Source organism: Paenibacillus taihuensis (genome assembly GCF_003386535.1).
In the GTDB taxonomy this organism is placed as follows: Bacteria; Bacillota; Bacilli; order Paenibacillales; family Paenibacillaceae; genus Paenibacillus_Z; species Paenibacillus_Z taihuensis.
On record NZ_QTTN01000010.1, the window covers coordinates 35,568 to 59,526 of the forward strand.

The window sequence follows — 23,959 nt, forward strand, 5'->3', positions numbered from 1 at the left end:
TCTTTCTTACATCCTTAGTAATTCGGTTCCGGCTCATACCGGTACTGCTCTAAATCAATGAAGCCTGCAGGATTGACGTAGACGTCCTCCTCCTCCAGCAAATAACGCTGCATAAACCGGCCTTCGTCACTGCCGATCGCAATCTCGCCCTTCGCGTTAATGACGCGATGCCAGGGCAAATTATGCTTTTCGCTGAGTGAATGCAGGATGCGCACGACCTGCCTTGCGGCTCTGGGGCTGCCCGCTTGCTCGGCAATTTGGCCATACGTCATGACGCTGCCGCGCGGTATGCTTCGGATGACAGCAATGACCCGTTCGGTGAACGGTTGAAGCACGGTCAATTGGTTTCACCTCTACTTCGCTTTGCACTGAGCATCAATTATACACCGTAATTCCCCCTTTAGGGAATTGAACCCATTCTATGTTAAAATAAATCTATTCTGTCCTATAGGAGTGAATCAATTGGCTACTTTTGAAGAAAAACTCGAGCGCTATGCCGCTCTTGCCGTACAGGTTGGCGTTAACGTACAGCCTGGTCAAACGCTTGTCATCTCCACTTCTCTCGCATCCGCACCGTTCGTGCGTCTCGTCGTGAAGAAAGCTTACGAGATCGGCGCGAAAAATGTACATGTAGAGTGGAACGACGATGTAGTCACTCGCACCAAATACGAGCTTGCACCGGATGAAGCTTTTACAGAATACCCCATGTGGCGTGCTAAAGGCTGGGAAGACATGGCGGAGGGCAATGCGGCATTCCTCAGCATCATTGCCCCTAACCCGGATTTGCTCAAAGGCATTAAGCCGGAGCGTATCGCCAATGCGAACAAGGCTGCCGGCATGGCGCTGAAAACGTGGAGAACCTACACGATGTCCGACAAAGTAAGCTGGTCGATCGTTGCCGTTCCTTCACCGGATTGGAGCGCGAAAGTATTCCCGGATGTAGCGCCAGAGAAGCGTGAAGATACGATGTGGGATGCTATCTTCGCGGCTACTCGCATCAACGAAGAAGACCCTGTTGCAGCTTGGAAGCAGCATATCGAGGTGCTCGATACGAAGGCTTCGCATCTGAACGAGAAGAAGTTCCGCAAGCTTCGCTACACAGGTCCGGGCACAGATCTTACGATCGAGCTGGCGCCAGGCCACATCTGGATCAGCGCAGGCAGCGAGAACGCGAAAGGCGACATCTTCGTTGCGAATATGCCGACGGAAGAAGTGTTCACGGCTCCGCTCAAGGGCGGCGTGAACGGTACGGTCGCAAGCACGAAGCCGCTTAGCTACGGCGGCAACCTGATCAAGGACTTCTCCCTCACGTTCAAGGACGGCCGAATCGTCGACGTGCAAGCGGAAGAAGGACTCGAGGTGCTGAAGAACCTCGTCGACACCGACGAAGGCGCTGCATACTTGGGCGAGGTTGCGCTTGTGCCGCACCGTTCCCCCATTTCGGATACGAACCTCATCTTCTACAACACGCTGTTCGATGAGAACGCATCGTGTCACCTTGCGATCGGCAAAGCGTATGCTTTCTGCATCGAAGGCGGCAAAGCGATGAACGAAGAAGAGCAAATGGCGGCTGGCCTGAACAACAGCCTTGTGCACGTGGACTTCATGATCGGCTCCGCCGAGCTGAACATTGACGGCGAGCGCGAAGACGGTACATACGAGCCGGTATTCCGTGACGGAAACTGGGCGTTCTAATGAAATGAATAAGGGACACCGGGCAACCATATTGGTTGCTCGTGTGTCCCTTTTCCATCTCCTAACCCGCTTAGCTCGCACCGCTAAAGAACCGTACACACTTAGCTGTTGCTTAACCGATCAGCGAGCAATGAAATCTCCCTCCTCTTCTTCCCCCTCCGATCCAGCTGCCTCAAGCTCTCCCAATTCACGATAACGGTCCCCGTAATAATCGTCACAACGCCAAGTCCCATCACCCAGGTGAACGGCTCCTGATAGAACAGCACACCTACGAGAAGCGCAATCGGCGGTGATACGTACAGCCACGTGGACGGGAATACCGGGTTTGTCTTGGCAACAAGCCAGTAGAACAAGCTATGTCCCACCATGGAGCCGACGATAGTCAGATAGAGGAGTGAACCGACAGCCTCCCTCGTGAATACCACATCCACATGGACATGCTCCGTTAGCCCGGAAAGCACAAACAACAACAATCCTCCGTAGATCATCTGAACCGCATTTAGTGCGATCGGCGAGCTGTCCCGATGACGTTGAATGACATTTTGGGCATAGAGCGCTCCCGAGGAATACGCCAATTCCCCCACTAGAATCGCAATGCAGCCTATGATCGCAAGCATGCTTGCCACGATGCTGGCACTCGGAAGGACTAGCAAAATAACCCCAGTAAACCCGATCAAGCAACCCAGTACGGCGCGTCGAGAACTCCGTTGTTTCATCACAATGACCTGCAGCAGCAGGATCATAAGCGGTCCCGTTGCCGACAAGATAGCAGCAACGCCTGAAGCGACATATTGCTCCGCCCAATAGAGCGTGGAGAATGTGCCGAACGTCAGCAGCGCCCCGTTAATCAGCATCTCCTTGTGCATAAGCAGCTTGAAGCTCGCTTTTCCCCTCCATACACTCCACAGAAACAGAATGAGACCCGCTATGAAGAACCGCATTCCCGCTGAGAAGAACGGAGGCGCTGCGGCATCCATGCCTACTTTGATCGCTAGAAAAGTCGTCCCGAAGACGAGGCAAACAAGCATATAACCGATGACAATCATGTTCATTCCCCCTTTTCCTAACCAGTATATACCACTGCAAGCAGAACAGTCGGATGGGAACAGAACAGTTATGCCAGACAATGAGCTATAATAGGGGAAAAAGGAGGGCGAACGATGAAGCCGACCACGTCAGCACCGCCAACGCGAAAAGACGGACATCACCTGTTTCAGCAAGTGTACGAGCACATCATGGGACGAATGGAGCGCGGCGAACTGAAGACGCATGAGAAGCTGCCCTCAGTCCGATCGATCGCCCTTGACCTACAGGTTCACCGGCTAACTGCGTTCCGGGCTTATCAGATGCTGAAGCAGAACGGAAAAGTATATGTGAAGGACAAATCGGGGTATTACGTATCACCAACACCCTCATCCGATTTAAAGGAGGAGGCTAACTCCAATTCGGAACTGCCAGAGCTTCCAGCCAACCAGCCTATTCCGGCTTATGCTCATTTGCGAAACGAGCTGTTCCACGTCCAGCAAATCCCTGTCACTTATCAGCTCGCACAAGCGCTGATTGATCCGAATTTGCTGCCTAACTTGTTTCTATCCGAGCATGTGAAGCAAGTGTTCGATAAATATCCGAAGGTGATGGGCACCTATGGCCCTGTCTCAGGGGACGAGGAATTGCGGGAATTCCTCTGCGGTTACATTGCCAAGTCGCTTAACATCCCGCTCGCTGCTAACGAAGTCGTTATCACATCCGGCTCCCAACAAGCTATCGATCTCCTCGCTCGGGTTTTCATTAGGGCGATGGATCCCATTCTGGTTGAGCGGCCAACCTACAGTGCTGCGCTGGAGATTTTCCGCAATCAGGGGGCGCGAATATTTGCCGTCGACATTGGGCCGAACGGCTATGATCTCGATCAGGTGGAGATGATGCTGAAGCAGCACAAGCCGCGTTTCTTCTACACGAACCCGACCTTCCACAACCCGACGGGCTATACCGTGCCTGCGAGTCAGCGGAAGAGACTTGTGGAATTGGCAGCGCAGTATCGGTGCCTCATAATTGAGGACGATGCGTTTCGCGATATGTACTTTGAGGAGCCTCCCCCGCGGCCGATGTTCGTTTACGATACCGACGGCTGGGTCGTCTACTTACGCAGCTTTAGTAAATACATCGCGCCAGGCTTGCGAATTTGCGCGGTTATTGGCCGAAAGTCCGTGATCGAGCCGTTGTTAATCGCCAAATCATTAGCGGATAACGGAACGCCTCTGCTCAATCAGAAAATATTCCTGCACTACTTCCAGTCCGAGCGCATGCAGCAGCATGTCGCCAAGCTGCGAACCGCGCTGCAGCTGCGTCGAGATATCGCCGAACAGGAGCTCGCCGCCGCTTCCGACTGGAAATGGGTTCAGCCAGCAGGCGGGCTGAACTTGTGGGTCAAGCTTCCACCGGCGCTTTCGGTGCAGGGACTGCTGGCGGAGAGCTTGCGTCAGTCGATCTCTTTTGTCCCTGGCGTCATCTGCGATCCCTTATCGGAAAGGAACGACTTCATCCGTATCAGCTACTGCTTCATTAACGAATCGCAGCTGAGGGAAGGGATCAAGCGACTCGTGCGAACACGGGTGTAGGGAAGCATTTTCTCGCGTATGAGAGTCGGGTTTTCCGACTCTCAGCCCGGGAAAGCTGCTCTATCTCGCCGCCTCACACCATCGAGAGTCGCCTTTTCCTACTCTCGGCTCGTTTTCGCAGCCCACTCGCGCCTGAGAGTCGCCTTTTCCTACTCTCGGCTCGTTTTCGCAGCCCTCTCGCGTCTGTGAATCGGATTTTCCGACTCTCGGCTCGTTTTCGCGGGCCCTCTCGCGTCTGAGAGTCGGGTTTTCCGACTCTCAGCACGAGAAAGCTGCTCTTACCCGCCGCCTCGCACCTCGAGAGTCGCCTTTTCCTACTCTCGGCTCGTTTTCGCTGCATTTTCGCGCGCGAGAGTCGGATTTTCCGACTCTCAGTCCGGGAAGCCCGCCCGAACAATGCGCGGGGCAGTTACTACTCTAGAAAGCACAAAAAAAGCCCCAATCCGCACATTCGGATTGGGGCTTTCACACTCACATCAACTTCCTATAACACCTTCGACAAGAACGACTTCGTGCGCTCCTGCTGCGGATTCTCGAAGAGCTGCGCCGGTGAGCCCTGCTCCACGATATAGCCCGACTCCATGAAGATCACGCGGTCGCCTACTTCGCGGGCGAAGCCCATTTCGTGCGTGACGACAACCATCGTCATGCCTTCCTTCGCCAGCTGTTTCATAACCGCGAGCACCTCGCCGACCATCTCCGGGTCAAGCGCCGATGTCGGCTCGTCGAACAGCATAATCTTCGGCTCCATCGCAAGGGCACGGGCGATCGCGACACGCTGCTGCTGACCGCCGGACAGCGATGGCGGATACATGTTTGCTTTGTCGGACAGGCCAACCTTCTTCAGCAGCTCCAATGCTTTCTCGCGTGCCTTTGCAACAGGCAATTTGCGAATTTGAATCGGCGCAAGCGTAATATTGTCGAGCACCGTCAAATGCGGGAACAGATTGAACTGCTGGAACACCATCCCGACGTCGGCACGAATGCCCGTAATGCTTGTCTTCTTATCCATGAGCGACTGGCCCTCAATAATAATCTCGCCGCCAGTCGGCGCTTCCAGCAAGTTGATGCAGCGCAGAAACGTCGATTTCCCCGATCCGGATGGACCAATGACGACGACCACCTCTTGGCTGCTCACCGTAGCATCGATTTTCTTCAATACGACATTGCTGCCAAAGGCTTTGGACAAGCCTTTAATTTCAATGATTGGACTCGTCATGAGCTTATGCCTTCCTTTCTATCCAGTTAAGCAGCTTGCTCAAGGAATAAGTAAGGATGAAGTAAATAAACGCAGCTGTCAAGTACGGCTCCCAGATCCGGATATACTGGCCTTTCATAACGCCGGCCCAGTACATAATCTCCGGTGCTGTAATCAGCGCAGTCAAGGAGGAGTCCTTCACAAGCACGATAAATTCATTACCGAACGCAGGAATCATCCGTCTAATCGCTTGCGGAAGAATGATGAAGCGCATCGTTTGGAAATGCGTCATCCCTAGCGAGTGAGCCGCTTCCGTCTGACCCTTATCGATGGACTGAATACCGGCACGGTAAATTTCAGCCGTGTACGCTGCCGCATTCAACGACAATGCGGTAATCGCTGCAGCGATCGAGTTCGTCTTCCCAAGGATGAGCGGCATGAGGCCGAAATGCACCATGTAGATTTGCACCAGCAGCGGCGTTCCGCGGAAGAAGTTAATATACGACTGCATCGGCCAGCGCAAATACCAGCGGCGCGACATTTTGCCAAAGCCGACGAACAGACCCAAGATCGAGCCTAGCGCAACGCCGGAAAGCGAAATGAGGATGGTATACAGCGTTCCTTTCCAGAACAGCGGCAAATAACCCCAAATAATATCAAACTTAAAATCCATCCCTGCCCGTCCTTTCCATTATTATGAAATGGTCAACCAACCAAAAAGGCATGCGTTTTACGCATGCCTCCCGCAAATCGATTACTTCAGGTTATCTGTGTTTGGCTCTTCGCCGAACCATTTTTTATAAAGTTCTGCATAGGTGCCGTTGTCAATGATGGCTTTAATCGCTGGATCAACTTTCGCCGCCAGGTCGCTGCCTTTCGGGAACAGAAGACCGTAGTACTCAGGAGCGAAGTTCGTGTTGTCTTCGATGCTGACGTACTTCTTGTCCGGGTTCTGCTGAATGTAGTATTGAACAATTGCAACGTCCGCAACAACCGCGTCCGCACCGCCTTGGTCAAGCTCCAACAGCGCTACAGCATTGCTGTCGAACTTCTTCAGGTTTGTATCGCCGTTGCCCATAATCTTCGTCATCAGAATGTCGGCTGTTGTACCTGTTTGAACGGCAACCTTCTTGCCTTTCAAATCTGTTGCACTCTTGATGTCGCTGCCTTCCTTAACAAGAATGACGTTTCGCGACTCGAAGTAAGGCATCGAGTAGTCGTATGTTTGTTTACGGTCGTCAGTAATCGATACGCTGGATACGCCGCCTTGGTATTCTGTACCTTGCTTAACGCTCTCTAGCATTGCGTCCCAACCTGTATTCGTTACTTCGTACTTCAGACCCGCTTGTTTCATAACGGCATCCAGGAACTCGATGTCGAAGCCTTTCAGCTCGTCTTTATCCATGAACTCCATAGGTGCATAGCTTGCATCGGTTGCAAACTTGTATGTTGTTGTGTCGCCCGAGTTGCTTGTATTGCCGCTTGCTTCGCTGCCTGCGTTATTATTCGTCTTTGCACCGCAGCCCGTTACAATTACTACAGCCATTAATGTAATGATAGCTGACGCTAACCACTTCTTCATGTAGATGTCCCCCTATGCTGATTCTAAACTAATGAAGATTTTATCAAGAAAAGTCTACTGTTTCAATTTAATTTTTTAAACAAGTCAAGTATTCTCACATTTTATCATAGTAGAGCGCCAAAGCACTAGATACAATGATTGCCATTCACCTGTTACTCTTCTTCACCAAGCGCAATATTCGGGTTAAAATCTGCCACGACGAGTACGTCCATATGCCGTCCTTCACGCAGCACTGTCTCTACAACCGGGCGACTCATCAGCTTGTTCCAGAAGCTGCGGCGCGATTGGCCGAGTACGATCTGCGTACTCTTGAGCTCGTTCGCCTTCGCCAGCAATGCGCCAGGAACGGCGTTCTTGGAATCCGCTTGCTCCACCTCGAACGTGCCGCCAAGTCTTGCGGTCAGCTCCTGCAGCGCCTCGATCCGCTTATCGACAGCAGCACCTCGCTCGCTGTTCGTTTGCACGTAATGGACATGCCATGCCGCTTTCAAGCGGTGCGCAATCCGGAAGCCGCGGCGGATCAGCCGTTCAGCCGTTTCTCCTACAGTAACGCCAATGAAGATCGACTCCTGGCGGCGCCAAGGTCCGCGCAGCGAGCCGTTACGCTCCCACGCTTCCAGACGCTCATCGACGTCATCGGCGATTTCACGCAGCGCAAGCTCTCGCAGTGCGATCAAGCTGCCTGTCTTGAACAAACCGGACAGCGCTTGCTCCGCATCATCCTTCTTATAGATAAGGCCATCCCGCATCCGCTGCTGCAGCGTAATCGGCGTCACGTCGATCAGTTCTACCTCATCGGCAAGCCGCAGGATGCTGTCCGGTACCGTCTCAACAATTGTCGTCCCGGTAATTTGCTCGACCGCGTCCTTCAAGCTTTCGAGATGCTGTACATTAAATGTTGCGATAACGGAAATACCCGCATCGAGAATTTGCTGTACATCTTCATAGCGCTTCGCATTGCGGCTGCCCGGTGCATTCGTATGCGGCAGCTCGTCGATCAGCACAACCTCCGGATTGCGCGCGATAATTGCATCGATATCCATCTCCGTCATGTTCTTCTCGGCATCGACCACTTTGCGCGGCACGATCTCGAGCTTGCCCGCCTGCTTCAGCGTCTCTGCGCGGTCATGCGCCTCCATGAGGCCGATGACGACGTCGATCTCTTTGCGCAGCAAGTCATTGCCTTCGCGCAGCATCATATACGACTTGCCCGCGCCAGGCGCCGCGCCGATGTATACCTTGAACGTACCGCGGCGGATGCGCTCGATCTTCTTCTCGACCTCTTGCGCGCTAAGTCTGCGGTACGGCTCCGATTGCGAAACCTGCTGCGGCACCGAACGCTTCGCCGGCAATACGCGCTCGCCCTCATGCTCGGCACGGTCTGCCATGAAGAACAAGTCGATGTTGCGCACTTGCTTCAGCACTTGGCCTGCAATCGAGCCTTGCCAGAACTCTTGCGATCTGGTTTGCTTCGAGTGCCCCATAACAATGCGCGTCGCATTGATGAGCATCGCATATTTGATAAGCGCCCGCGGAACCTGCCTGCGGCTGCTCACCGATATTTCGCGGAAGCCTGCATCGACCTTCTCGGTCAGCTTCAAGATAGAACGCTTGAACGCGTCCCGTTCCTTCGTAGGCTCCTGATTGGAGTCCGCGAAAACGACAACCTGCAGGTCACCGCCGAGCCGCTTTGCAATTTGCTGTCCGCGGCGTATATAGATAGAACCGTTCCAGTGATACTGCGCTGCGACAAGAATCCGCTCCGCCGCGCCGGACGGGCCGATAAAGCCCTGCTCCTCGCGGTACTTCTCCAGCGATTCGTTGACGCCCTCGGCCATCAGCCGCAGCGACAGCTCCCGCAGCTTGCCAAGGTTGCCGCGCTTAAGGAGGCCTGGTTCTTTAATGTTGCAAAGCCCGTCGTTCAGGCGATTCAGGATGGTCTCCGGTGATACGTCAATGAGTCGCACCTCGTCCGCGAGCTCCAGTGCATCGGCCGAAACGGTACATTCCGCCTCAATGCCGGTCAGCTTCTGAGCAAGCACGGTGATGCCATCCAATTCGTACACATTGACCGTTGTAATGACGCTAATGCCATGGCTGAGCAGGAAAGTAATATCCTCAAGACGTGTCTTGAACTTCGCATCCGGCCGATTCTCATGCGCCAGCCCGTCAACGAGCAGCACCTCCGGATTGTGTTCCAGAATGGCGTCCAGATTAAGATCCTTCTTCTCTTCTTCGCCTTTATACCAGTGAATGCTTGGAATCCGCTCCAAATCCGCGAGCTGCTCGACCGTTTCCGGACGGCGCATCGTCGACACCGCACAGACAGCAACTTCAATACCCTGCTGCTTCAGCGATTGACCCTCCCGCAGCATATGATACGTTTTGCCCGAACCGCTAACTGCACCAATGTACACTTTCAGACGGCCGCGATGGATTTTGGAGATAGATAATAGCAATTCCTCAGGGGTTTTACGGCGGTAACCAGCCATAACAAACTTCGCCTTCCTTCCTTCACCTTTAAACTTTCCCAAACTTCGTAAGTCTATTGCCAAGATGCTAAGTAAAACTAATAAATTCTATAATGGCGCACAAAAAAGAAGCCTGTACGGGGGATACGCCTCTTAAAGAAGAGGAACGCCTCTCGCGGCTTCTAAACACAAGTATCTAAAAGTGTCTATATGCACGATCATTCGTCGCCTCTCTCGATTACGCTTACGAGGTTAGCTGCCGGATTCGGGCGTGAGAGTCGCCCTACCTGAAGGTTGTAGCCTTCAAGATTCACCCCAATGACTGCGCCAAGACGACAAGAAGTTCATCGTTCCATACGCTCGTCATTACTAGTGGTTCCCCCGATTTCTTAAGCAAAGAAATTCAGCGTTTCATTTAACTTGCTTCATGTTACGCTCCCAGCCACTCTTTTGTAAAGGAATGCCGCAGAGAATGCACTCTCGTTTACTGCCAAGTTAGGTGGATATAACGCTTACACTAATGCCCTGCTCCAGCATCCTCTGCCTATCTCACTATATCGCCGTTTCTCGCAAATAGCTGACATTTGACAGTGGTCTGGAGCCTTCTAGGTTAAAATGATCCCACGATCATCTCGATCGACTTCAGCACAAGGCCGATCAGGAAGCCGCAAACCGCGCCGTTGACGCGAATCCATTGCAAGTCCTGGCCGACTTTATCTTCAATTAACTCGACGAGCTGATCGTTGTCGAGCCGATTCAAATTCTCTTCCACGAACGAGCCGATCCGCGTATGGTTGCGCTCGATCAGCTGTACGATCTGACCCTTCAGCCAGTGCTCGGCATCCGCTACAAGCTCGCGGTTCGCTTCGAAGCGATCCAACAGCTGCGAGAGCAGAGGCCAGACGCGGTCTGCGAACGACTCGTCGTGCAAGAACGCGATGCCCTTCTCGCGCAGCGCTTCGAACAGACGCGACAGTTCGCCTTCCAGGTCAAAAGCATTCAGCAGCTCGTCGCGCAGCTGATCCAGCTGTCCCGACTCGGCCAAGCGCGTAATGAGCGTCTCTAGGCCGCTGTGCAGATGCTGCATTATGGCTGCGCGGCGCTGTGTGCCCGGCACCTTCAGCTCATGGATCTTGTTCAAGATGAAGTTCTGCAGCATTCGGCTGAGCCGGTCCTCATCCAAGGAGGCGATAAAGGCGTTGACGGCGAATTGCATGATACCGCCGAGGTTCAAGCTCTTCACGAGCTGCATCGCCGAATTGCCCAGCTCGCGGCGCATGCCTTCCGTGCTGGCCCACGCCTCCACACGCTCGAGCAGCAGATCAAGCAGCCGCTCGTCGGTGCCATTCTCGGCGGCACGGTGCAGGAAGCCGCGCAGCAGCGCTTCTAGGTCGATGCGCGCAGCAACGGAGCGGATCTCGCCCGACAGCAGCGGCACGACCTTGTCGGCCGGAATGCTGCGCAGCGCAGTCTCCAGCAGCTCCGGCAGCCGCTCGCTGTACACGGCGGACTGCAGCGCATGGCGCAGCGGCGGGAGCAGTTGCTCGGCAAGATCGAGCTGGTTCAGCTTCTCGATCATGCTCTCTTTGGCGAGCAGCCGCTCTTCCAGGACGCGGACGATGCCGTCCGACATCTTCTTCCGGTTGCGCGGCAGCAGCGCCGTATGCGGAATCGGAATGCCTAGCGGGTGGCGGAACAGCGCCGTTACGGCGAACCAGTCCGCGAGACCGCCGATGACGCCCGCTTCGAAGCCGACATGAAGCAGGCCGAGCGCGCCGTCCTTGAACGGAATGGTTGCGGCGAATCCTGCTGCCATTATGCCGAGCGATATATTCGCAATTTGTTTATTTTTTCTCGATTCGTTGGCCATAATCGTTAAGGCTCCTTCTATTAGTGCTATTTACACCATACCATTACATTCGAATCAGTTCAAAATCACGCCAGTGCTCAAACGAAGAGAGACAAGCTTACGCAAGCTTGTCCCTCCCATGAAGCAGTTGAAATTACATCCGTTGTTAGTTGTTCTTCCACCGCTCCAGCTTCGGAATCCCGCGCGTGAAGAAGCCTGTCAGAAACTTCGGAAAGCCCATGCCGACCATCTTTCCTTTGACGAATTCCTGCATTTGCGACGCCGTCATGTCAAGCATCGTGAACTTGCCGTCCACGTAGCAATGGACGCAATACTTCAGGCTCTTCGAGCCGCCGGCTTCCGTTCCGTTCTTATCGCCCTTCGCAATCGGCATGCCGCAGCTCTGGCAGTTCTTGTAGCTTACGCTCACGTTTGGCGTCCGCCCCTTCTGGAATATGATGGGTTAATTATATGCAATTATGTAGAGCCTGTACATGGCACGCGTTGACAGAACCTAGTCTCTTTTTTCAGAGCTTGAACAATAAAAGATGCCCCGCAAGTCACACTCTACTCGTGACTTTGCGGGGCACCTTCTCACGTGCGTGCCCAAGCGGCAATCGCCCGGATATCCGCCGGCGTGGTCCGGCAGCAGCCGCCGATCAAGCTGGCGCCTGCTTCATGCCAACCCTTGGCGCTGCAGCCGTAGCTCTCGGTCATGCCGCTTGAATGCCACGTCTTATCGGACGGATCATAGATCTCGCCCGAATTCGGATACACGAGCACCGGCTTCGCCGTATTCGCTCGGATCTCGCTGACGAGCGAGCCGATATACTGCGGCGGCGTACAATTGACGCCTACAGCAGCCACCTGCTCATACGCATTCAGCCGCTGCGCGCATTCCGCAATCGTCTCTCCGCTGCTAATGCGCTGTCCATCCTTCGCGCTGAAACTGATCCATGCATACACGCCGGGGAATTCGGCTTCAAGCAGCTTCACAAGCGCCTGAGCCTCCAGCAGGCACGGTATCGTCTCGCATGCGAGCAGATCTGCTCCCGCTTCGACTAACGTGCGCATCCGCTCGCGGTGGAAATCCATCAACTCCGATTCCGTCAGCGCGTAGTCGCCTCTGTACTCCGAGCCATCCGCGAGGAACGCGCCATATGGCCCTACCGAAGCGGCGACAAGCGGCTTCGGTCTCCGGGCGCGATTCTCCGGCAGTACCTCGGTCCAGAATGCATCCCGCGCCTCAACAGCGATCCGCACCGAGCGAATAATAAGCGCATTCGCTTCAGCTTCGCTGAGTCCGCGGTCGCGGAAGCCTTGCACCGTCGCTTGATAGCTTGCCGTAATGGCCACATCCGCTCCAGCCTCGAAATAATCCCGGTGCACCCGGCCGATCAAATCCGGGTTCTCCATCAGCACCTTCGCCGACCATAGACGGTCGTTCAAATCACAGCCTTGGCTCTCCAGCTCTGTTGCCATCGCACCGTCAAGGATGAGCATGCGGTGCTGCTGTAACATTGTTTCTATCGGATTCATCTGCCCTACCTCTTCCTTGTTACCTCTTCCATGTTCGGCCATCGACCGCTAGCCCTATACCGAACGGAATGGATCCGTTACCGCCTGAGAAACGGCAACCTCTGTCGCTGTTCCCGCAAGAGCGCCAGCCAAGTAGCTCGCTACGCCTTGCTTCATGATTTGCTCGATATGGTGTCCCGCGTCAATGAGCGCGAAGCCCGCCGCTCGCGCATCCTGCGCGGTATGATAATCGATATCGCCCGTGACGAGCACATCGGCGCCTGCGCGGATGGCGTCGCCGATGAACTTGCCGCCTGAACCGCCGAGCACCGCCACCTTGCGGACCGCCCGCTCCAGCTCACCGACAACGCGCGCTGCATCCAGACCGAACACAGCTTTTACATGGCCAGCAAGCTCACCTAGCTGTATCACCGATGGCAGCAGACCGACTCTGCCGATCCCGTAGCTTTTGGCCTCATGATCAATCGGATAGATATCGTAAGCGACTTCTTCATACGGATGCGCCTTGATGACAGCCTGCACGGCTTGCTGCACGAGACTCTCCGGCACGACTGTCTCGATTCGCACCTCTGCCACTCGCTCCAACACGCCTGCCTCGCCGATGAACGGCTGTGCGCTGTCTGACGGCATGAACGTTGCTTCACCCGCTATATTAAACGAACAATTACTGTAATCGCCGATATGACCGGCACCGGCAGCAAACATCGCGTCCAGCACCTGCTGATGATGCGTCTGCGGCACGAATACGACGAGCTTCTTCAGCTTCTCCGTATGCACGACCTTCAGCACGTCCAATCCGCCGCGCAACCCCAGCGCCTCGGCCAACAGATCATTCACGCCGCCTTCGGCAGCATCCAAATTCGTATGTGCGATATAAACCGCGATGTCGTGCTTAATCAGCTTCGCATATAATTGTCCCGCAGGGCTGTCGGATTGCAGATCTTCCAGCGGTCTATAAATGATCGCATGATGGGCGATTATCAGGTCAACGCCTTCCAGTACGGCTTCATCAGCGACCTCTTCCGTCACATCAAGCGCGACAAGCACCTTGCGGATGTCCTTCTTGAGCGTTCCGAGCTGAAGCCCGATACGATCATTCGGCATTGCAATATGTTTCGGAGCAAGCCTCTCGAGCCGTTCAATTACGGTTAATCCTGTTGCATAGCTCATCGTTCCAGCTCCCCTCTGCCGCCGCTACGCTCTCAGCGCTTTGCTGAGAAACTGCCGTGTACGCTCCTTGAGCGGATTCGTAAACATTTGCTCGGCCGTTCCTTCTTCGACAACAATGCCATCCTCCATGAACACGACACGGTCAGCCACTTCCCGGGCAAAACCAAGCTCATGCGTCACGATAATCATCGTATTGCCTTCACTTGCCACCTGCTTGATAACGGACAGCACCTCATCGACAAGCTCGGGATCCAGCGAGGACGTCGGCTCGTCGAACAGCAGCACTTCCGGATTGAGCGCAAGCGCCCGTGCAATGCCGACGCGCTGCTGCTGGCCGCCCGACAGTTGCGACGGATAGTGGTTCATCCGATCCTTCAGCCCAACCTTCTCAAGCAGCACTGTGCTGATCTCCTTCGCCTTCGCAGGCGATAGCTTCTTCACGTCGGTTAAGCCGAGCATGACATTTTGCAGCACCTTGAGGTTCTTGAACAGATGGTATTGCTGAAAGACCATTCCCGTAGACAGGCGAAGGGCGAGAACGTCCTGTTTGCTGGCAGATGCGGCGTCCACCGTGCGGCCATTGATCGTGATGCTGCCGCTTGTCGCACGCTCCAGAAAGTTGATGCTGCGCAGCAGCGTTGATTTGCCGGAGCCGCTCGGGCCTAGAATCGCGACGACTTCACCTTTGCCGACCGTAAGATCGATGCCCTTCAGCACATGCTGCGAGCCGTAATACTTATGAATTTGCTGCAATTGGATCATGAAATGGCACTTCTTTCATATTTTCGTATTCGTTTCTCGACGATAACGAGAACGCGTTCAATGATGATGCACACCGGCCAGTAGATGAGCGACACCGCGATGAATACTTCGAAATAGGCGAGTCCGCGGGCTCCGATGATCTTCGCTTCGCCCATAATATCGATGACGCCGATGACAAAGACGAGCGAGGTGTCTTTGATCGTGCTAATGAACGTATTGCCGAGATTCGGGAGCGCCACGGTCAGCGCCTGCGGCAAAATAATCTTCAACATCGTCTGCGTCCGCGAGAGACCGATGGCATCCGCCGCTTCGAACTGTCCTCTGTCAACGGATTCGATCGCCGAACGGATGGTTTCGGACAAGTAAGCGCCCAGATTGAACGAGAATGAAAGCAGCACGTAAACCTCCGGCGAGACGTAGTTGACGTCAATTCCGGTCATCCAGCCATGCTGTGTCTGGAAATAGTAGATAAACTTCGGAATGCCGTAGAAAACGAGATAAATCTGCACGAGCAGCGGCGTCCCCCGGACAAAAGAGACATATAACGCAGAAAGGGGCCCGAGAACGGGCACCTTATACAGCCGGATCAGCGCAGTCGCGAGTCCGATCGCAATACCGAGTACCATGGACGCAACGGAGATCCAGATCGTGACCGGCAAGTATTTGAGAATATGAGGGTATGATTTGATCAAATAGTCGATATCAAGCAGCTTTTCCATCTACCGTTACCTTCTTCGCTATTATTGAGGGATGTACTCGCCTTCGGTCCATTTCTTCGACAGCTCCGCCAGCGTGCCGTCGTCCTTCATCGCTTTCAGAATCGGGTCGATCTTCGCCTTCAGCTCTTCGCCTTGCTTGTCCTTCGCGAATACGATGCCGATGTTGTCGGACGTTACAGGCTCGCCGACGATTTCGAGATCGAAGCTTTGCTTCTTAATGATCGCGCTCGTCATAACCGGATCGTTCACATAGGCGTCGAGGCGGCCAGTCTGTACGTCTTGCAAAATATCAGCAGGGCTAGTGCTCTCGCTGTATTTCAGATTGATCTTGTTGCCGTTCTTCTTGTTGTAGTCTTCAAGCAGCACCGTGTAGGAGTCGCCTGCAACAGCGCCGACATTCTTGCCTTCGAGGTCCTTCAGCGATTGGATGTCCGTTCTGCCCTTCTTCACGATAATAACGGTCTGCGATGCAAAATAAGACGTGTCCGAGAACAGGTACTTCGCTTCGCGCTCATCGCTCTTCGCCACTTCGTCCGCAATCAGCTGGATTTTGTTCGATTCCAGCGATAGGAAGATGCTGTCCCATGTCGTAGGCGAGAAATCGAATTTGTAGCCGTCGAGGCGCTTGTCGATTTCCTTGATCACTTCCACGTCGTAGCCGGTCAATTCGTTCTTGTCGTCTATGTATGCGAATGGCGGGTAGTCGTTCTGCGTGCCGACGATCAATGTTTTCTCTTCGGAATTGGCGCCGGAGTTGCTTGCGCTATTGCCGTCATTCGATCCGCACCCGCTCAAAATGCTTGCCAATAGTGTTAAAGTAACGCCGAAACCTGCTACTGCTTTTGTTGTTTTCATGTACGTGTTCCCCCAGTTTACTTGTTGTCGACCAATATCCAATCAAATTAGTCGGATTTAAGACTAATTATAGTAATCCTCTTAAATTTTACAAGATGAACTTGTTAAAATATAGCCCTTGCGCCAAACAAATTCGACAAATACTGACTTTGCTGTGTCGAAAACCATGTAGATGGTGAAGAAGAAAGCAATTGCGTAATCAGGCGAGTTCGACTAGAATAATCGTTATAGAGGCGAAAGTTAAAGCGGTTTAATTTTCGTGCTGGAAGGTCTGAGTGATTGGTTTTAAAGATTTATGCGATTAATTTAGCGGGTTAATGAATTGAGAAGAACGCTTAATGCGATGAATAGAACGGTCGTTCGCGCATTAAAGTTTAACCGCTTTAATTTTGTGCGTAGGAGATTGGTCTTATGAAGGTGAGCATATTTGATGTCGCGAAGAAGTCCGGTCTCTCCGTCGTCACCGTATCCCGCGTCTTGAACGGTGCAGGAACAGTGCGCGAGAAGAACCGGCAGCGCGTGCTTGATGCTATGAAGGAGCTTGATTACCGCCCAAGCGCTGCTGCACGCAGTCTCGCTCGCGGCAAAACAGGCATTATCGGCCTCATGCTCGCGACATTGCAGGATTCGTTCTACGACAGAATTGTAAGTGAGATTAACGAGATTCTTGAAGAGCATGGTTATTACCTCGCGGTGTCTGTTACAAAGTTCCCGCCGGGTGAAACGAGCCATTATCTGATTCAAGAAGACCGGGTAGATGGACTTATTCTGCTCTCCCCTACCGAGGAGGACCACTATATTGAAGAGCTGAAGCGGCGCAACATTCCTTATGTGCTTATCGACAATCAGCATGAGGCGAACGACGACTACTCCGTAACGGTGAACAATTTTAAAGGCGGCTATATGGCGGGACAGCTGCTGACTGAGCTAGGCTGCCGCTCTATTGCGCATCTTAGCGGGGATGAAATCTACCGCAGTACGAAGGAACGCCGGGCTGGTTTTGTGAAGGCGCTCGATGATGCGGGCTTGGAGCCTTTTGAGCTCATTCGCGGAAAATACGAGACCGAGTTCGGCTATCATACGGTCAAGCGCTGGATTGCTGCTGGACAGCTTCCCGATGCTGTCTTTGCCGGGGATGATTATATCGCCGCTGGTCTTATTAATGCGTTCAAAGAATCTGGCATTCGCGTGCCGGAGGATGTGTCGGTCGTCGGCTACGATGATCAGGATATCGCTTCGATGCTGCGTCCTTTCGTCACCACGGTCCGCCAGCCCGCGAACCTGATTGCTGAAGCAGCAGCTGATCTTCTACTCCGGCAAGTCGGCGAAAGCCAATCCGGAGATGAGGACGAGGGTAAGGATGAGGCTGCCCGTCTTATTGGCCAACGGGTTGATCCCGAACTCATCGTGCGTCAATCCACTAGAAGCATTGGAACTACAACTAAGGAGTGAACAAGAAGATGGCTTACTATGTTGGCATAGACGCCGGCGGCAGCAAGACGCATGCGCTCGTAACGGATGAGCATGGGCATGTGCTGGGCAAAGGCCAGAGCGGGAACGGCAACCATCAGATCGACGCCGCGGAAGCGGCGCGCCACTTGACCGAAGCCGCCGCTGAGGCGCTGCAGCAGGCTGGCATTCACCATGCGGATGTAGCGCATGCTTACTTCGGCCTTGCCGGCGCTGACCGCGAGACGGACTTCCGCATTCTGCGCCCGATTGTGAGCGCGATCGGATTCCCGCGATTCTCGATCGCGTGCGATACGATTATCGGCCTCCGGGCAGGGACAGACCGCTCCTACGGCATCTCCGTCATTTGCGGCACCGGCACCAACTGCGCCGGTCGGAATAAGAAAGGCGAGCAGCTGCAGGTTGGCGGCTTCACATACATGTATGGCGATTTTGGCGGAGGCGGAGCTTTGAACGAAGAAGTGTTCCGTTCGGTTATCCGTGCTTGGGACGGCCGCGAGCAGCCGACGCTGCTGACGGGTCTGCTGCTTGCTCGGCTTGGTTATACAAGCGTTGAAGACATGTTTAATGATTATCTCGATCACAACAAGCGCGTGCCGGTAGATGTGACGAAGCTGCTCTTTACCGCTGCTGCTGAAGGCGATGCCATGGCGATTGAGATTTTGAACCGCCAAGGTGTCGAGCTGGGCAAATCCGCCGCTGCTGCTGCCAAGCGGCTTGGCATGGGCGAGGATACGTTCGATGTCGTGTTAACAGGCAGCCTCGTTACTCGCGGCGACACCGGCGGATGGATTCGCGGACCGCTTGAGCGAATCGTCCATGAGGTCGCGCCTCATGCCCGTATTGTAACGCTGACGGTCGACCCGGTATTCGGAGCGATTTGGGCGGCAATGGAAGAGTATGGCTTGACGATTAGCACGGACGTTTATGAGCGTATGCGGGCTTTGGGAACTTTTGACGATATTCAAATTCAAGAATAGGACGTGAATGATAATGGCAGACGGATTGAAAGTAGTTGTAATTGGCGGGGGATCTTCGTACACGCCAGAGCTGATTGAGGGCTTTATTCGGTTCCATCATGAGCTGCCTGTTCGCGAGCTATGGCTGGTGGACATTGAAGCAGGCCTTCACAAGCTTGAGATTGTCGGTAATTTGGCCAAAAGGATGGTCGAGCGTTCGGGACTACCAATCGAGATTCATCTGACGACAGACCGCCGCTTGGCGATCAAAGACGCGGATTACGTCAGCACGCAAATGCGTGTCGGCATGCTGGAAGCACGCGGCCGTGACGAGTCCATTCCACTGAAGTACGGTGTCATCGGACAAGAGACAACTGGGCCAGGGGGCATGATGAAAGCGCTTCGGACGATTCCGGTGCTGCTCGACATTTGCCGTGATATCGAGGAGCTGGCGCCGAATGCATGGCTGCTTAACTTCACGAATCCAGCAGGTATCGTAACGGAAGCCATTCATCGCCATTCGAACGTTCGCAGCGTAGGTCTGTGCAACTCGCCGATCGGCCTGCGGAAATGGCTCACGAATGCCTATGAAGTCGAGTCGGAGCGCATTTATACCGAGTTTGTCGGTCTGAACCATCTGCACTGGGTGACACGTATCGATATCGATGGCGAGCCGAAGCTGCCACAGCTGCTCGGCGACACCGAGGGCTTCAGCGCGAAGAACGTGCCTTCCAAGGGCTGGGATCCTGCTTTCCTCCGCTCGCTTGGCGCGCTGCCTTCGTACTATTTGAAATATTTCTACATGACAGACGAGATGCTGAAAGAACAGCAAGAGTCGTTCGCTCGTGAAGGGAACCGTGCTGCGGTCGTAAAACGCGTCGAGGAAGAGCTGTTCAAGCTGTACAGCGATCCGGATCTGAGCGAGAAACCGAAGCAGCTGGAGCAGCGCGGCGGCGCGTTCTACTCCGAGGCTGCGGTGAACCTGATGCGCTCGCTGCATAATGGCACGAACGACATTCAGACGCTCAATGTCGCGAACAACGGCATATTCGACTTCCTGCCGAAGGAAGCATCCATTGAAGTGAACTGCGTCGTCACGAAGACGGGCCCGCTGCCGCTGCCGCTGACGAACGTACCGACGCATGTGAAAGGACTCATCCATGCGGTGAAGACGTACGAGCAGCTGACGATCGAAGCAGCCGTAACCGGCGACCGCGGCATCGCGCTGCAAGCGATGGTCCATCACCCGCTCGTTCCGAACGTCGACATCGCCGTCAAGCTGCTGGGCGAGATGCTCGAAGCGAACCGCGACTACTTGCCGCAGTTTTTCCCGCAGGGGTAAGCGGGGAGCACGTTCACAAACTGACCGCTTGGCGTACTACCGTTAATCGATGTGCAAGCATGGTGTATACGCGTAGTTAAGTAACAATGGGTTGGAATTAAATAGCCGAGAGAGCAATATGCTCTCTCGGCTTTTCTTTTTCCATGTTTCATTGGCCAAGAGAGCGTATATGATCTCTCGGACTCCATAACTAGTTAGTTCCTCGCCACCACGACGTCGAGAGCCCCCATTCGGATCTCTCACCTGTCATTTCGCGCATATCTGATTCTGAGAGTGCCGAATTGGCTCTCTCAGCTGCCACATCCAGTTAATTCCTCGCTACCACGACGCTGAGACTCCCCATTCGGATCTCTCACCTGCCACTTAGCGTATTTCTGCCGCTGAGAGTGCCGAATTGGCTCTCTCCGCCTCACTTCCGCAGCAACAAATACAAGAAATACGGCCCGCCGATGAACGCGATCATAATCCCGGCGGGAACGCCGGAGGGATCGGCGATGCTGCGGCCAATCGTGTCGGCGAGCAGCAGCAGCCAGCCGCCCCTGAGGATGGACACGGGCACGAACATTTGGTGCCGCGTGCCCACCAGCGCCTTGGCGATGTGCGGCGCCATCAGGCCGATGAAGGCGATGCCGCCTGTCACCGAGACAGCCGCGGCAGCCAGTGCGACAGACACAATCAGGAGCACGATCCGCTCCTGATTGACAACGAGACCCGAGCCGATCGCCGACGATTCGTTCAGCGCCAGCAGGTTCATGGCGCTCGCTTTAAACATCGCGTACGGGATCAGCACGATGAGCCACGGGAGCAGCGCCCAGATGAACGGCCAGTCGGTGCCCCAGATGTTGCCCGCGAGCCACTTTGCAATGAAGTCGACCTTGATCCGGTCCGCCGACGAGATCACCACAACCATCGCGCCGGATAATGCAAGCGAGAAGCCGACGCCGACAAGCACCAGCCGCACCGGCTGCAGTCCCTCCCGCTTGCTGTACGAGAACAGATAGATGATGCCAGCCGTCAAGAAGGCCCCGGCAAAACCGACCACAGGCAGCTTATAGGCAAACGCCCCCGTGTCGATCGGCACGTACAAGAAGAAGATCGCAATGGCGAAGCCAGCGCCGGAGTTGATGCCTACGACGCCAGGGTCGGCCAGATCATTGCGCGTAATGCCTTGCAGGATCGCGCCAGACAGTGCCAGCGCCATGCCGGAGAGCAGCGTCACGAGAATGCGCGGCAATCGCAGCGAGTACAGCACGAATTCTTCTTTGATATCGCCGTTCCCGAACAAAGTCGGGAGCAGCCGCTTATAAGATAGCGAGGAAGCGCCAAGCCCCAAGCTGATTACAATGGTGAGCAGGATGAGCAGCAGCAGTACGCTCACGAGCATACGCTGCTTGCGAGCAAGAATGGATATCGAAGAACCGGACATCATGGCTGCAGTTTCACTCCTCTCCGAACGATGAACAGGAAGAACGGCAGGCCGATCGTCGCGATGATTGCTACTACTGGCGTTTCATAAGGAGCATTCATCGTACGTCCCAGCGTATCCGCCAGCAGCATGAAGACCGCGCCCCAGATCGCCGACATCGGGATAATCGTCCGGTAATCGATGCCGAACATGGCGCGCACGATATGCGGAATCATCAGCCCGATGAATGCCATATTGCCCACAAGCGCCACCGACGCACCGGCAAGAAGCGCAATAACGATGTACAAAATAATCTTCACATAGACCGTTCGCAGCCCCAGTCCAACCGCCACATCTTCATTCAAGCTTAAGATCGTCACCTGTCTGGACAGCAGCACCGAGATGCCGATTCCGACAATGATGAACGGCGCAATCGCTTGAACCTGCCCCCATGTCGTCCCGATCAAGCCACCGGCAGTCCACATTGTTACGTTTTTGGATACTTTGAAAATAAGCCCAGCACCGTCCGACACCGCATACAGAAACGCGAGATCGCCGAGCCCGCCAGCACGAGGCGAAGCGGCGACAAGCCGCCCTTCTTCACTGCGCCGAGTCCCAGCACGATGACCGTCCCTCCAGCCGCGCCGATGAAGCAAGCGACCATAACGCCAAAATACCCCGTGTGCGGCAGCATCGTCACCGTCAGCGCCAGCGCGCAGTTCGCCCCAGCCGTTAGACCAAGCAAGCCGGGATCGGCGAGCGGATTGCGCGTGAGCCCCTGCATCAGCGAACCCGATACAGCGAGCGCAGCGCCAACGAGCATGCCCGCCACCTCACGCGGCAGGCGGATTTCACGGAGCATCGTAATCGTATCCCCTCGATCCTGCGTGAAGAGCACATGCCACAGATCGCGGAATGTCGTATCCGCAGCCGCGAACATGCCGACTAATGCAGCAACACCAAGCACGAGCTTGGCGGTGGTTCCAGCCGGACCTGAACGTTTGATTTCCACATCCACATTCATCATCGTCTCTCACATTTCCCTTTTCAAATTAGGAAGAGGAATGCTCCATAAAGGAGATTCCTCAATGAAGTCAGGCAGCACTTCCGTAGATAATGCGTAGTAGCCGTCCTTCTTCGTCATTTCCTTTACCTTCGCCGGCATTGGCAATCCCATTGCTTGGTACAGGATTTCAGTTCCTCGGCCCCATGCATCGCCGTACACATACAGCTGCTTATCGTAAGACTCGATAACGGAAACCGTCTTATCCGCTCCGATCTTCGCTTTAATCTCCTCGCCTGCTTTTGCAGCACGTGCCTTGAAATCATCAATCCACGTTTGCGCTTCTTTCTCCTTGTTCAGCAGCTTGCCGATCTCCAGATACTGCGTCAGGTAATCGACCTTGTTGTACGTGTACACCACTGTCGGAGCAATTTGCCTCAGCTTATCGAGATTCTTCACGTTATCCATGCCGATGATCAGATCCGGCTTCAGCTCGAGAATCTTCTCCACGTTCTCGTCCGAAACTTCCGCCACATCCTTCAGCTTATCCTGGAAGTTCGGGTTCGTCTTCGACCAGGAGTCCACGCCGTTGATCGGTACGCCAAGCTTGATTATATCGCCCGTAAATCCAGCCAGAACAACGACGCGCTGCGGGTTCGCAGGCACTTCTACCGGTCCTGCTTCGGACTGGTATGTAATCGTACCGGACTCCGCCGATGCATTCGTTGCTGCTGCGTCATTTGTTGCTTCAGCATTGTCATTCGCAGCTGCATCGCCGCCTGCATTTGCAGTCGTGTTTGCTGCCGCATTCGTATTTGCATTGCTCGCATTGTTCTTATCGCCGCTGCTCCCGCATGCGCTAAGCGCCAATACAAACAAGAGGACAACCGGAATTAACAATCTGTTCATTCCTCACGCTCTCACTTTCATTGTACGATTTTGTTGATAATGATTATCAGTATCAGGACATCTCAAACTTTACATGTGCCATTCATCCTTGTCAACATCTTTTTGAGAATGAATCTCAGTTAACATAACGAGGTGGCGTCGCAAGATCAGCAGTGGCGCAGGCTCCAGCAAATATGGCAAAGAATTCACAATTACATAAATGAATGTCGCGTAAATCCGCGCTTATCTGCTAAGAATCGACTTTATTGCCCAGGCAATGATCTTTAAATATACGATGGAATACCGAGAGAACATATACGTTCTCTCAGGGTCGAAAACGCGCTGCCGCCGACGATTGAAGATTCTCCATAAAAAAGAGCAACAAGAACGGGAACTCCCCTGCTCTTATCACTCTTCTGTTCACTCTTCGTGTT

20 protein-coding genes, 1 pseudogene and 1 riboswitch are annotated in these 23,959 nt (G+C 54.2%); of the genes and pseudogenes, 5 read left to right on the forward strand and 16 right to left on the reverse strand.

Annotation, left to right across the window (positions count from 1 at the left end):
* Positions 1-14: 14 nt before the first annotated feature.
* Positions 15-341 carry an MGMT family protein gene (locus tag A8990_RS10580; protein ID WP_281272498.1) on the reverse strand — a complete coding sequence of 109 codons (327 nt, stop codon included), beginning with the start codon at positions 339-341 and terminating at the stop codon, positions 15-17.
* 121 nt (positions 342-462) lie between these two features.
* On the opposite strand from A8990_RS10580, the gene A8990_RS10585 reads away from it, so the two are divergent.
* A complete protein-coding gene (locus A8990_RS10585; RefSeq protein ID WP_116189002.1) occupies positions 463-1,695 on the forward strand; it encodes an aminopeptidase in 1,233 nt (410 codons plus the stop codon).
* A 101-nt stretch (positions 1,696-1,796) separates the two neighbouring features.
* Here A8990_RS10585 and A8990_RS10590 read toward each other — a convergent pair whose 3' ends face one another.
* Positions 1,797-2,741: a DMT family transporter gene (locus A8990_RS10590; protein WP_116189003.1), complete on the reverse strand. Its 945-nt coding sequence runs from the start codon at positions 2,739-2,741 to the stop codon at positions 1,797-1,799.
* Between the two features lie 114 nt (positions 2,742-2,855).
* Here A8990_RS10590 and A8990_RS10595 point away from each other — a divergent pair, with 114 nt between their 5' ends.
* Positions 2,856-4,313: an aminotransferase-like domain-containing protein gene (locus A8990_RS10595; protein ID WP_116189004.1), complete on the forward strand. Its 1,458-nt coding sequence runs from the start codon at positions 2,856-2,858 to the stop codon at positions 4,311-4,313.
* Positions 4,314-4,797: 484 nt separating this feature from the next.
* Here the strand turns inward: A8990_RS10595 and A8990_RS10600 are convergent, their stop codons facing one another.
* The 11 genes from A8990_RS10600 to A8990_RS10650 form a co-directional block, all read right to left on the reverse strand.
* A complete protein-coding gene (locus A8990_RS10600) occupies positions 4,798-5,532 on the reverse strand; it encodes an amino acid ABC transporter ATP-binding protein (protein ID WP_181909507.1) in 735 nt (244 codons plus the stop codon).
* A gap of 4 nt (positions 5,533-5,536) precedes the next feature.
* Positions 5,537-6,184, reverse strand: coding sequence for an amino acid ABC transporter permease (locus A8990_RS10605; protein WP_116189005.1), 648 nt, complete (start codon positions 6,182-6,184; stop codon positions 5,537-5,539).
* An 81-nt stretch (positions 6,185-6,265) separates the two neighbouring features.
* Positions 6,266-7,093, reverse strand: a complete 828-nt coding sequence (locus A8990_RS10610; protein WP_116189006.1) for a basic amino acid ABC transporter substrate-binding protein — start codon at positions 7,091-7,093, stop codon at positions 6,266-6,268.
* A gap of 152 nt (positions 7,094-7,245) precedes the next feature.
* Entirely contained in the window at positions 7,246-9,585 is a 2,340-nt protein-coding gene (locus tag A8990_RS10615) for a histidine kinase (RefSeq protein ID WP_116189007.1), read from the reverse strand.
* A 205-nt stretch (positions 9,586-9,790) separates the two neighbouring features.
* A riboswitch (cyclic di-AMP (ydaO/yuaA leader) is annotated at positions 9,791-9,983 on the reverse strand.
* Between the two features lie 191 nt (positions 9,984-10,174).
* Complete coding sequence (locus A8990_RS10620) at positions 10,175-11,434, reverse strand: DUF445 domain-containing protein (RefSeq protein ID WP_116189008.1); 1,260 nt, start codon at positions 11,432-11,434, stop codon at positions 10,175-10,177.
* Positions 11,435-11,579: 145 nt separating this feature from the next.
* Positions 11,580-11,843, reverse strand: a complete 264-nt coding sequence (locus A8990_RS10625) for a zinc ribbon domain-containing protein (protein WP_245995946.1) — start codon at positions 11,841-11,843, stop codon at positions 11,580-11,582.
* A 164-nt stretch (positions 11,844-12,007) separates the two neighbouring features.
* Positions 12,008-12,952 (reverse strand): homocysteine S-methyltransferase, encoded by a 945-nt coding sequence (gene mmuM, locus A8990_RS10630; protein ID WP_116189009.1) that lies wholly within the window; start codon positions 12,950-12,952, stop codon positions 12,008-12,010.
* Positions 12,953-13,006: 54 nt separating this feature from the next.
* Positions 13,007-14,122, reverse strand: coding sequence for a Nif3-like dinuclear metal center hexameric protein (locus tag A8990_RS10635; protein WP_116189010.1), 1,116 nt, complete (start codon positions 14,120-14,122; stop codon positions 13,007-13,009).
* 24 nt (positions 14,123-14,146) lie between these two features.
* Entirely contained in the window at positions 14,147-14,884 is a 738-nt protein-coding gene (locus A8990_RS10640) for an amino acid ABC transporter ATP-binding protein (protein ID WP_116189011.1), read from the reverse strand.
* Complete coding sequence (locus A8990_RS10645) at positions 14,881-15,603, reverse strand: amino acid ABC transporter permease (RefSeq protein ID WP_116189012.1); 723 nt, start codon at positions 15,601-15,603, stop codon at positions 14,881-14,883. The genes A8990_RS10640 and A8990_RS10645 overlap by 4 nt, the downstream gene beginning before the upstream one ends.
* A gap of 21 nt (positions 15,604-15,624) precedes the next feature.
* Positions 15,625-16,458, reverse strand: coding sequence for a transporter substrate-binding domain-containing protein (locus A8990_RS10650; RefSeq protein ID WP_116189013.1), 834 nt, complete (start codon positions 16,456-16,458; stop codon positions 15,625-15,627).
* A gap of 411 nt (positions 16,459-16,869) precedes the next feature.
* On the opposite strand from A8990_RS10650, the gene A8990_RS10655 reads away from it, so the two are divergent.
* Genes A8990_RS10655 through A8990_RS10665 form a run of 3 tightly spaced genes read left to right on the forward strand, consistent with a single transcriptional unit; the run spans position 16,870 to position 20,229 of the window.
* Positions 16,870-17,910 carry a LacI family DNA-binding transcriptional regulator gene (locus A8990_RS10655; RefSeq protein ID WP_116189014.1) on the forward strand — a complete coding sequence of 347 codons (1,041 nt, stop codon included), beginning with the start codon at positions 16,870-16,872 and terminating at the stop codon, positions 17,908-17,910.
* An 8-nt stretch (positions 17,911-17,918) separates the two neighbouring features.
* Positions 17,919-18,908: an N-acetylglucosamine kinase gene (locus A8990_RS10660; RefSeq protein ID WP_116189015.1), complete on the forward strand. Its 990-nt coding sequence runs from the start codon at positions 17,919-17,921 to the stop codon at positions 18,906-18,908.
* 13 nt (positions 18,909-18,921) lie between these two features.
* Entirely contained in the window at positions 18,922-20,229 is a 1,308-nt protein-coding gene (locus A8990_RS10665) for a 6-phospho-beta-glucosidase (RefSeq protein ID WP_116189016.1), read from the forward strand.
* Between the two features lie 409 nt (positions 20,230-20,638).
* Here the strand turns inward: A8990_RS10665 and A8990_RS10670 are convergent, their stop codons facing one another.
* From A8990_RS10670 to A8990_RS10680, 3 genes and pseudogenes are all read right to left on the reverse strand, one after another.
* Positions 20,639-21,655 (reverse strand): FecCD family ABC transporter permease, encoded by a 1,017-nt coding sequence (locus A8990_RS10670; protein WP_116189112.1) that lies wholly within the window; start codon positions 21,653-21,655, stop codon positions 20,639-20,641.
* A pseudogene (locus tag A8990_RS10675) lies at positions 21,655-22,661 on the reverse strand (FecCD family ABC transporter permease). The gene A8990_RS10670 and the pseudogene A8990_RS10675 overlap by 1 nt, the downstream one beginning before the upstream one ends.
* 6 nt (positions 22,662-22,667) lie before the next feature.
* On the reverse strand, positions 22,668-23,546 hold the full coding sequence (locus A8990_RS10680) for an iron-hydroxamate ABC transporter substrate-binding protein (RefSeq protein WP_116189017.1): 879 nt from the start codon (positions 23,544-23,546) through the stop codon (positions 22,668-22,670).
* Positions 23,547-23,959 lie beyond the last annotated feature (413 nt).

Bases quoted from the DNA above. Each gene is read 5' to 3' on its own strand.
- A8990_RS10590 (WP_116189003.1), bottom strand. From the start codon at position 2,741: ATGATTGTCATCGGTTATATGCTTGTTTGCCTCGTCTTCGGGACGACT.
- A8990_RS10595 (WP_116189004.1), top strand. From the start codon at position 2,856: ATGAAGCCGACCACGTCAGCACCGCCAACGCGAAAAGACGGACATCAC.
- A8990_RS10600 (WP_181909507.1), bottom strand. From the start codon at position 5,532: ATGACGAGTCCAATCATTGAAATTAAAGGCTTGTCCAAAGCCTTTGGC.
- A8990_RS10605 (WP_116189005.1), bottom strand. From the start codon at position 6,184: ATGGATTTTAAGTTTGATATTATTTGGGGTTATTTGCCGCTGTTCTGG.
- A8990_RS10610 (WP_116189006.1), bottom strand. From the start codon at position 7,093: ATGAAGAAGTGGTTAGCGTCAGCTATCATTACATTAATGGCTGTAGTA.
- A8990_RS10615 (WP_116189007.1), bottom strand. From the start codon at position 9,585: ATGGCTGGTTACCGCCGTAAAACCCCTGAGGAATTGCTATTATCTATC.
- A8990_RS10620 (WP_116189008.1), bottom strand. From the start codon at position 11,434: ATGGCCAACGAATCGAGAAAAAATAAACAAATTGCGAATATATCGCTC.
- mmuM (WP_116189009.1), bottom strand. From the start codon at position 12,952: ATGAATCCGATAGAAACAATGTTACAGCAGCACCGCATGCTCATCCTT.
- A8990_RS10635 (WP_116189010.1), bottom strand. From the start codon at position 14,122: ATGAGCTATGCAACAGGATTAACCGTAATTGAACGGCTCGAGAGGCTT.
- A8990_RS10640 (WP_116189011.1), bottom strand. From the start codon at position 14,884: ATGATCCAATTGCAGCAAATTCATAAGTATTACGGCTCGCAGCATGTG.
- A8990_RS10645 (WP_116189012.1), bottom strand. From the start codon at position 15,603: ATGGAAAAGCTGCTTGATATCGACTATTTGATCAAATCATACCCTCAT.
- A8990_RS10650 (WP_116189013.1), bottom strand. From the start codon at position 16,458: ATGAAAACAACAAAAGCAGTAGCAGGTTTCGGCGTTACTTTAACACTA.
- A8990_RS10655 (WP_116189014.1), top strand. From the start codon at position 16,870: ATGAAGGTGAGCATATTTGATGTCGCGAAGAAGTCCGGTCTCTCCGTC.
- A8990_RS10660 (WP_116189015.1), top strand. From the start codon at position 17,919: ATGGCTTACTATGTTGGCATAGACGCCGGCGGCAGCAAGACGCATGCG.
- A8990_RS10665 (WP_116189016.1), top strand. From the start codon at position 18,922: ATGGCAGACGGATTGAAAGTAGTTGTAATTGGCGGGGGATCTTCGTAC.
- A8990_RS10670 (WP_116189112.1), bottom strand. From the start codon at position 21,655: ATGTCCGGTTCTTCGATATCCATTCTTGCTCGCAAGCAGCGTATGCTC.
- A8990_RS10680 (WP_116189017.1), bottom strand. From the start codon at position 23,546: ATGAACAGATTGTTAATTCCGGTTGTCCTCTTGTTTGTATTGGCGCTT.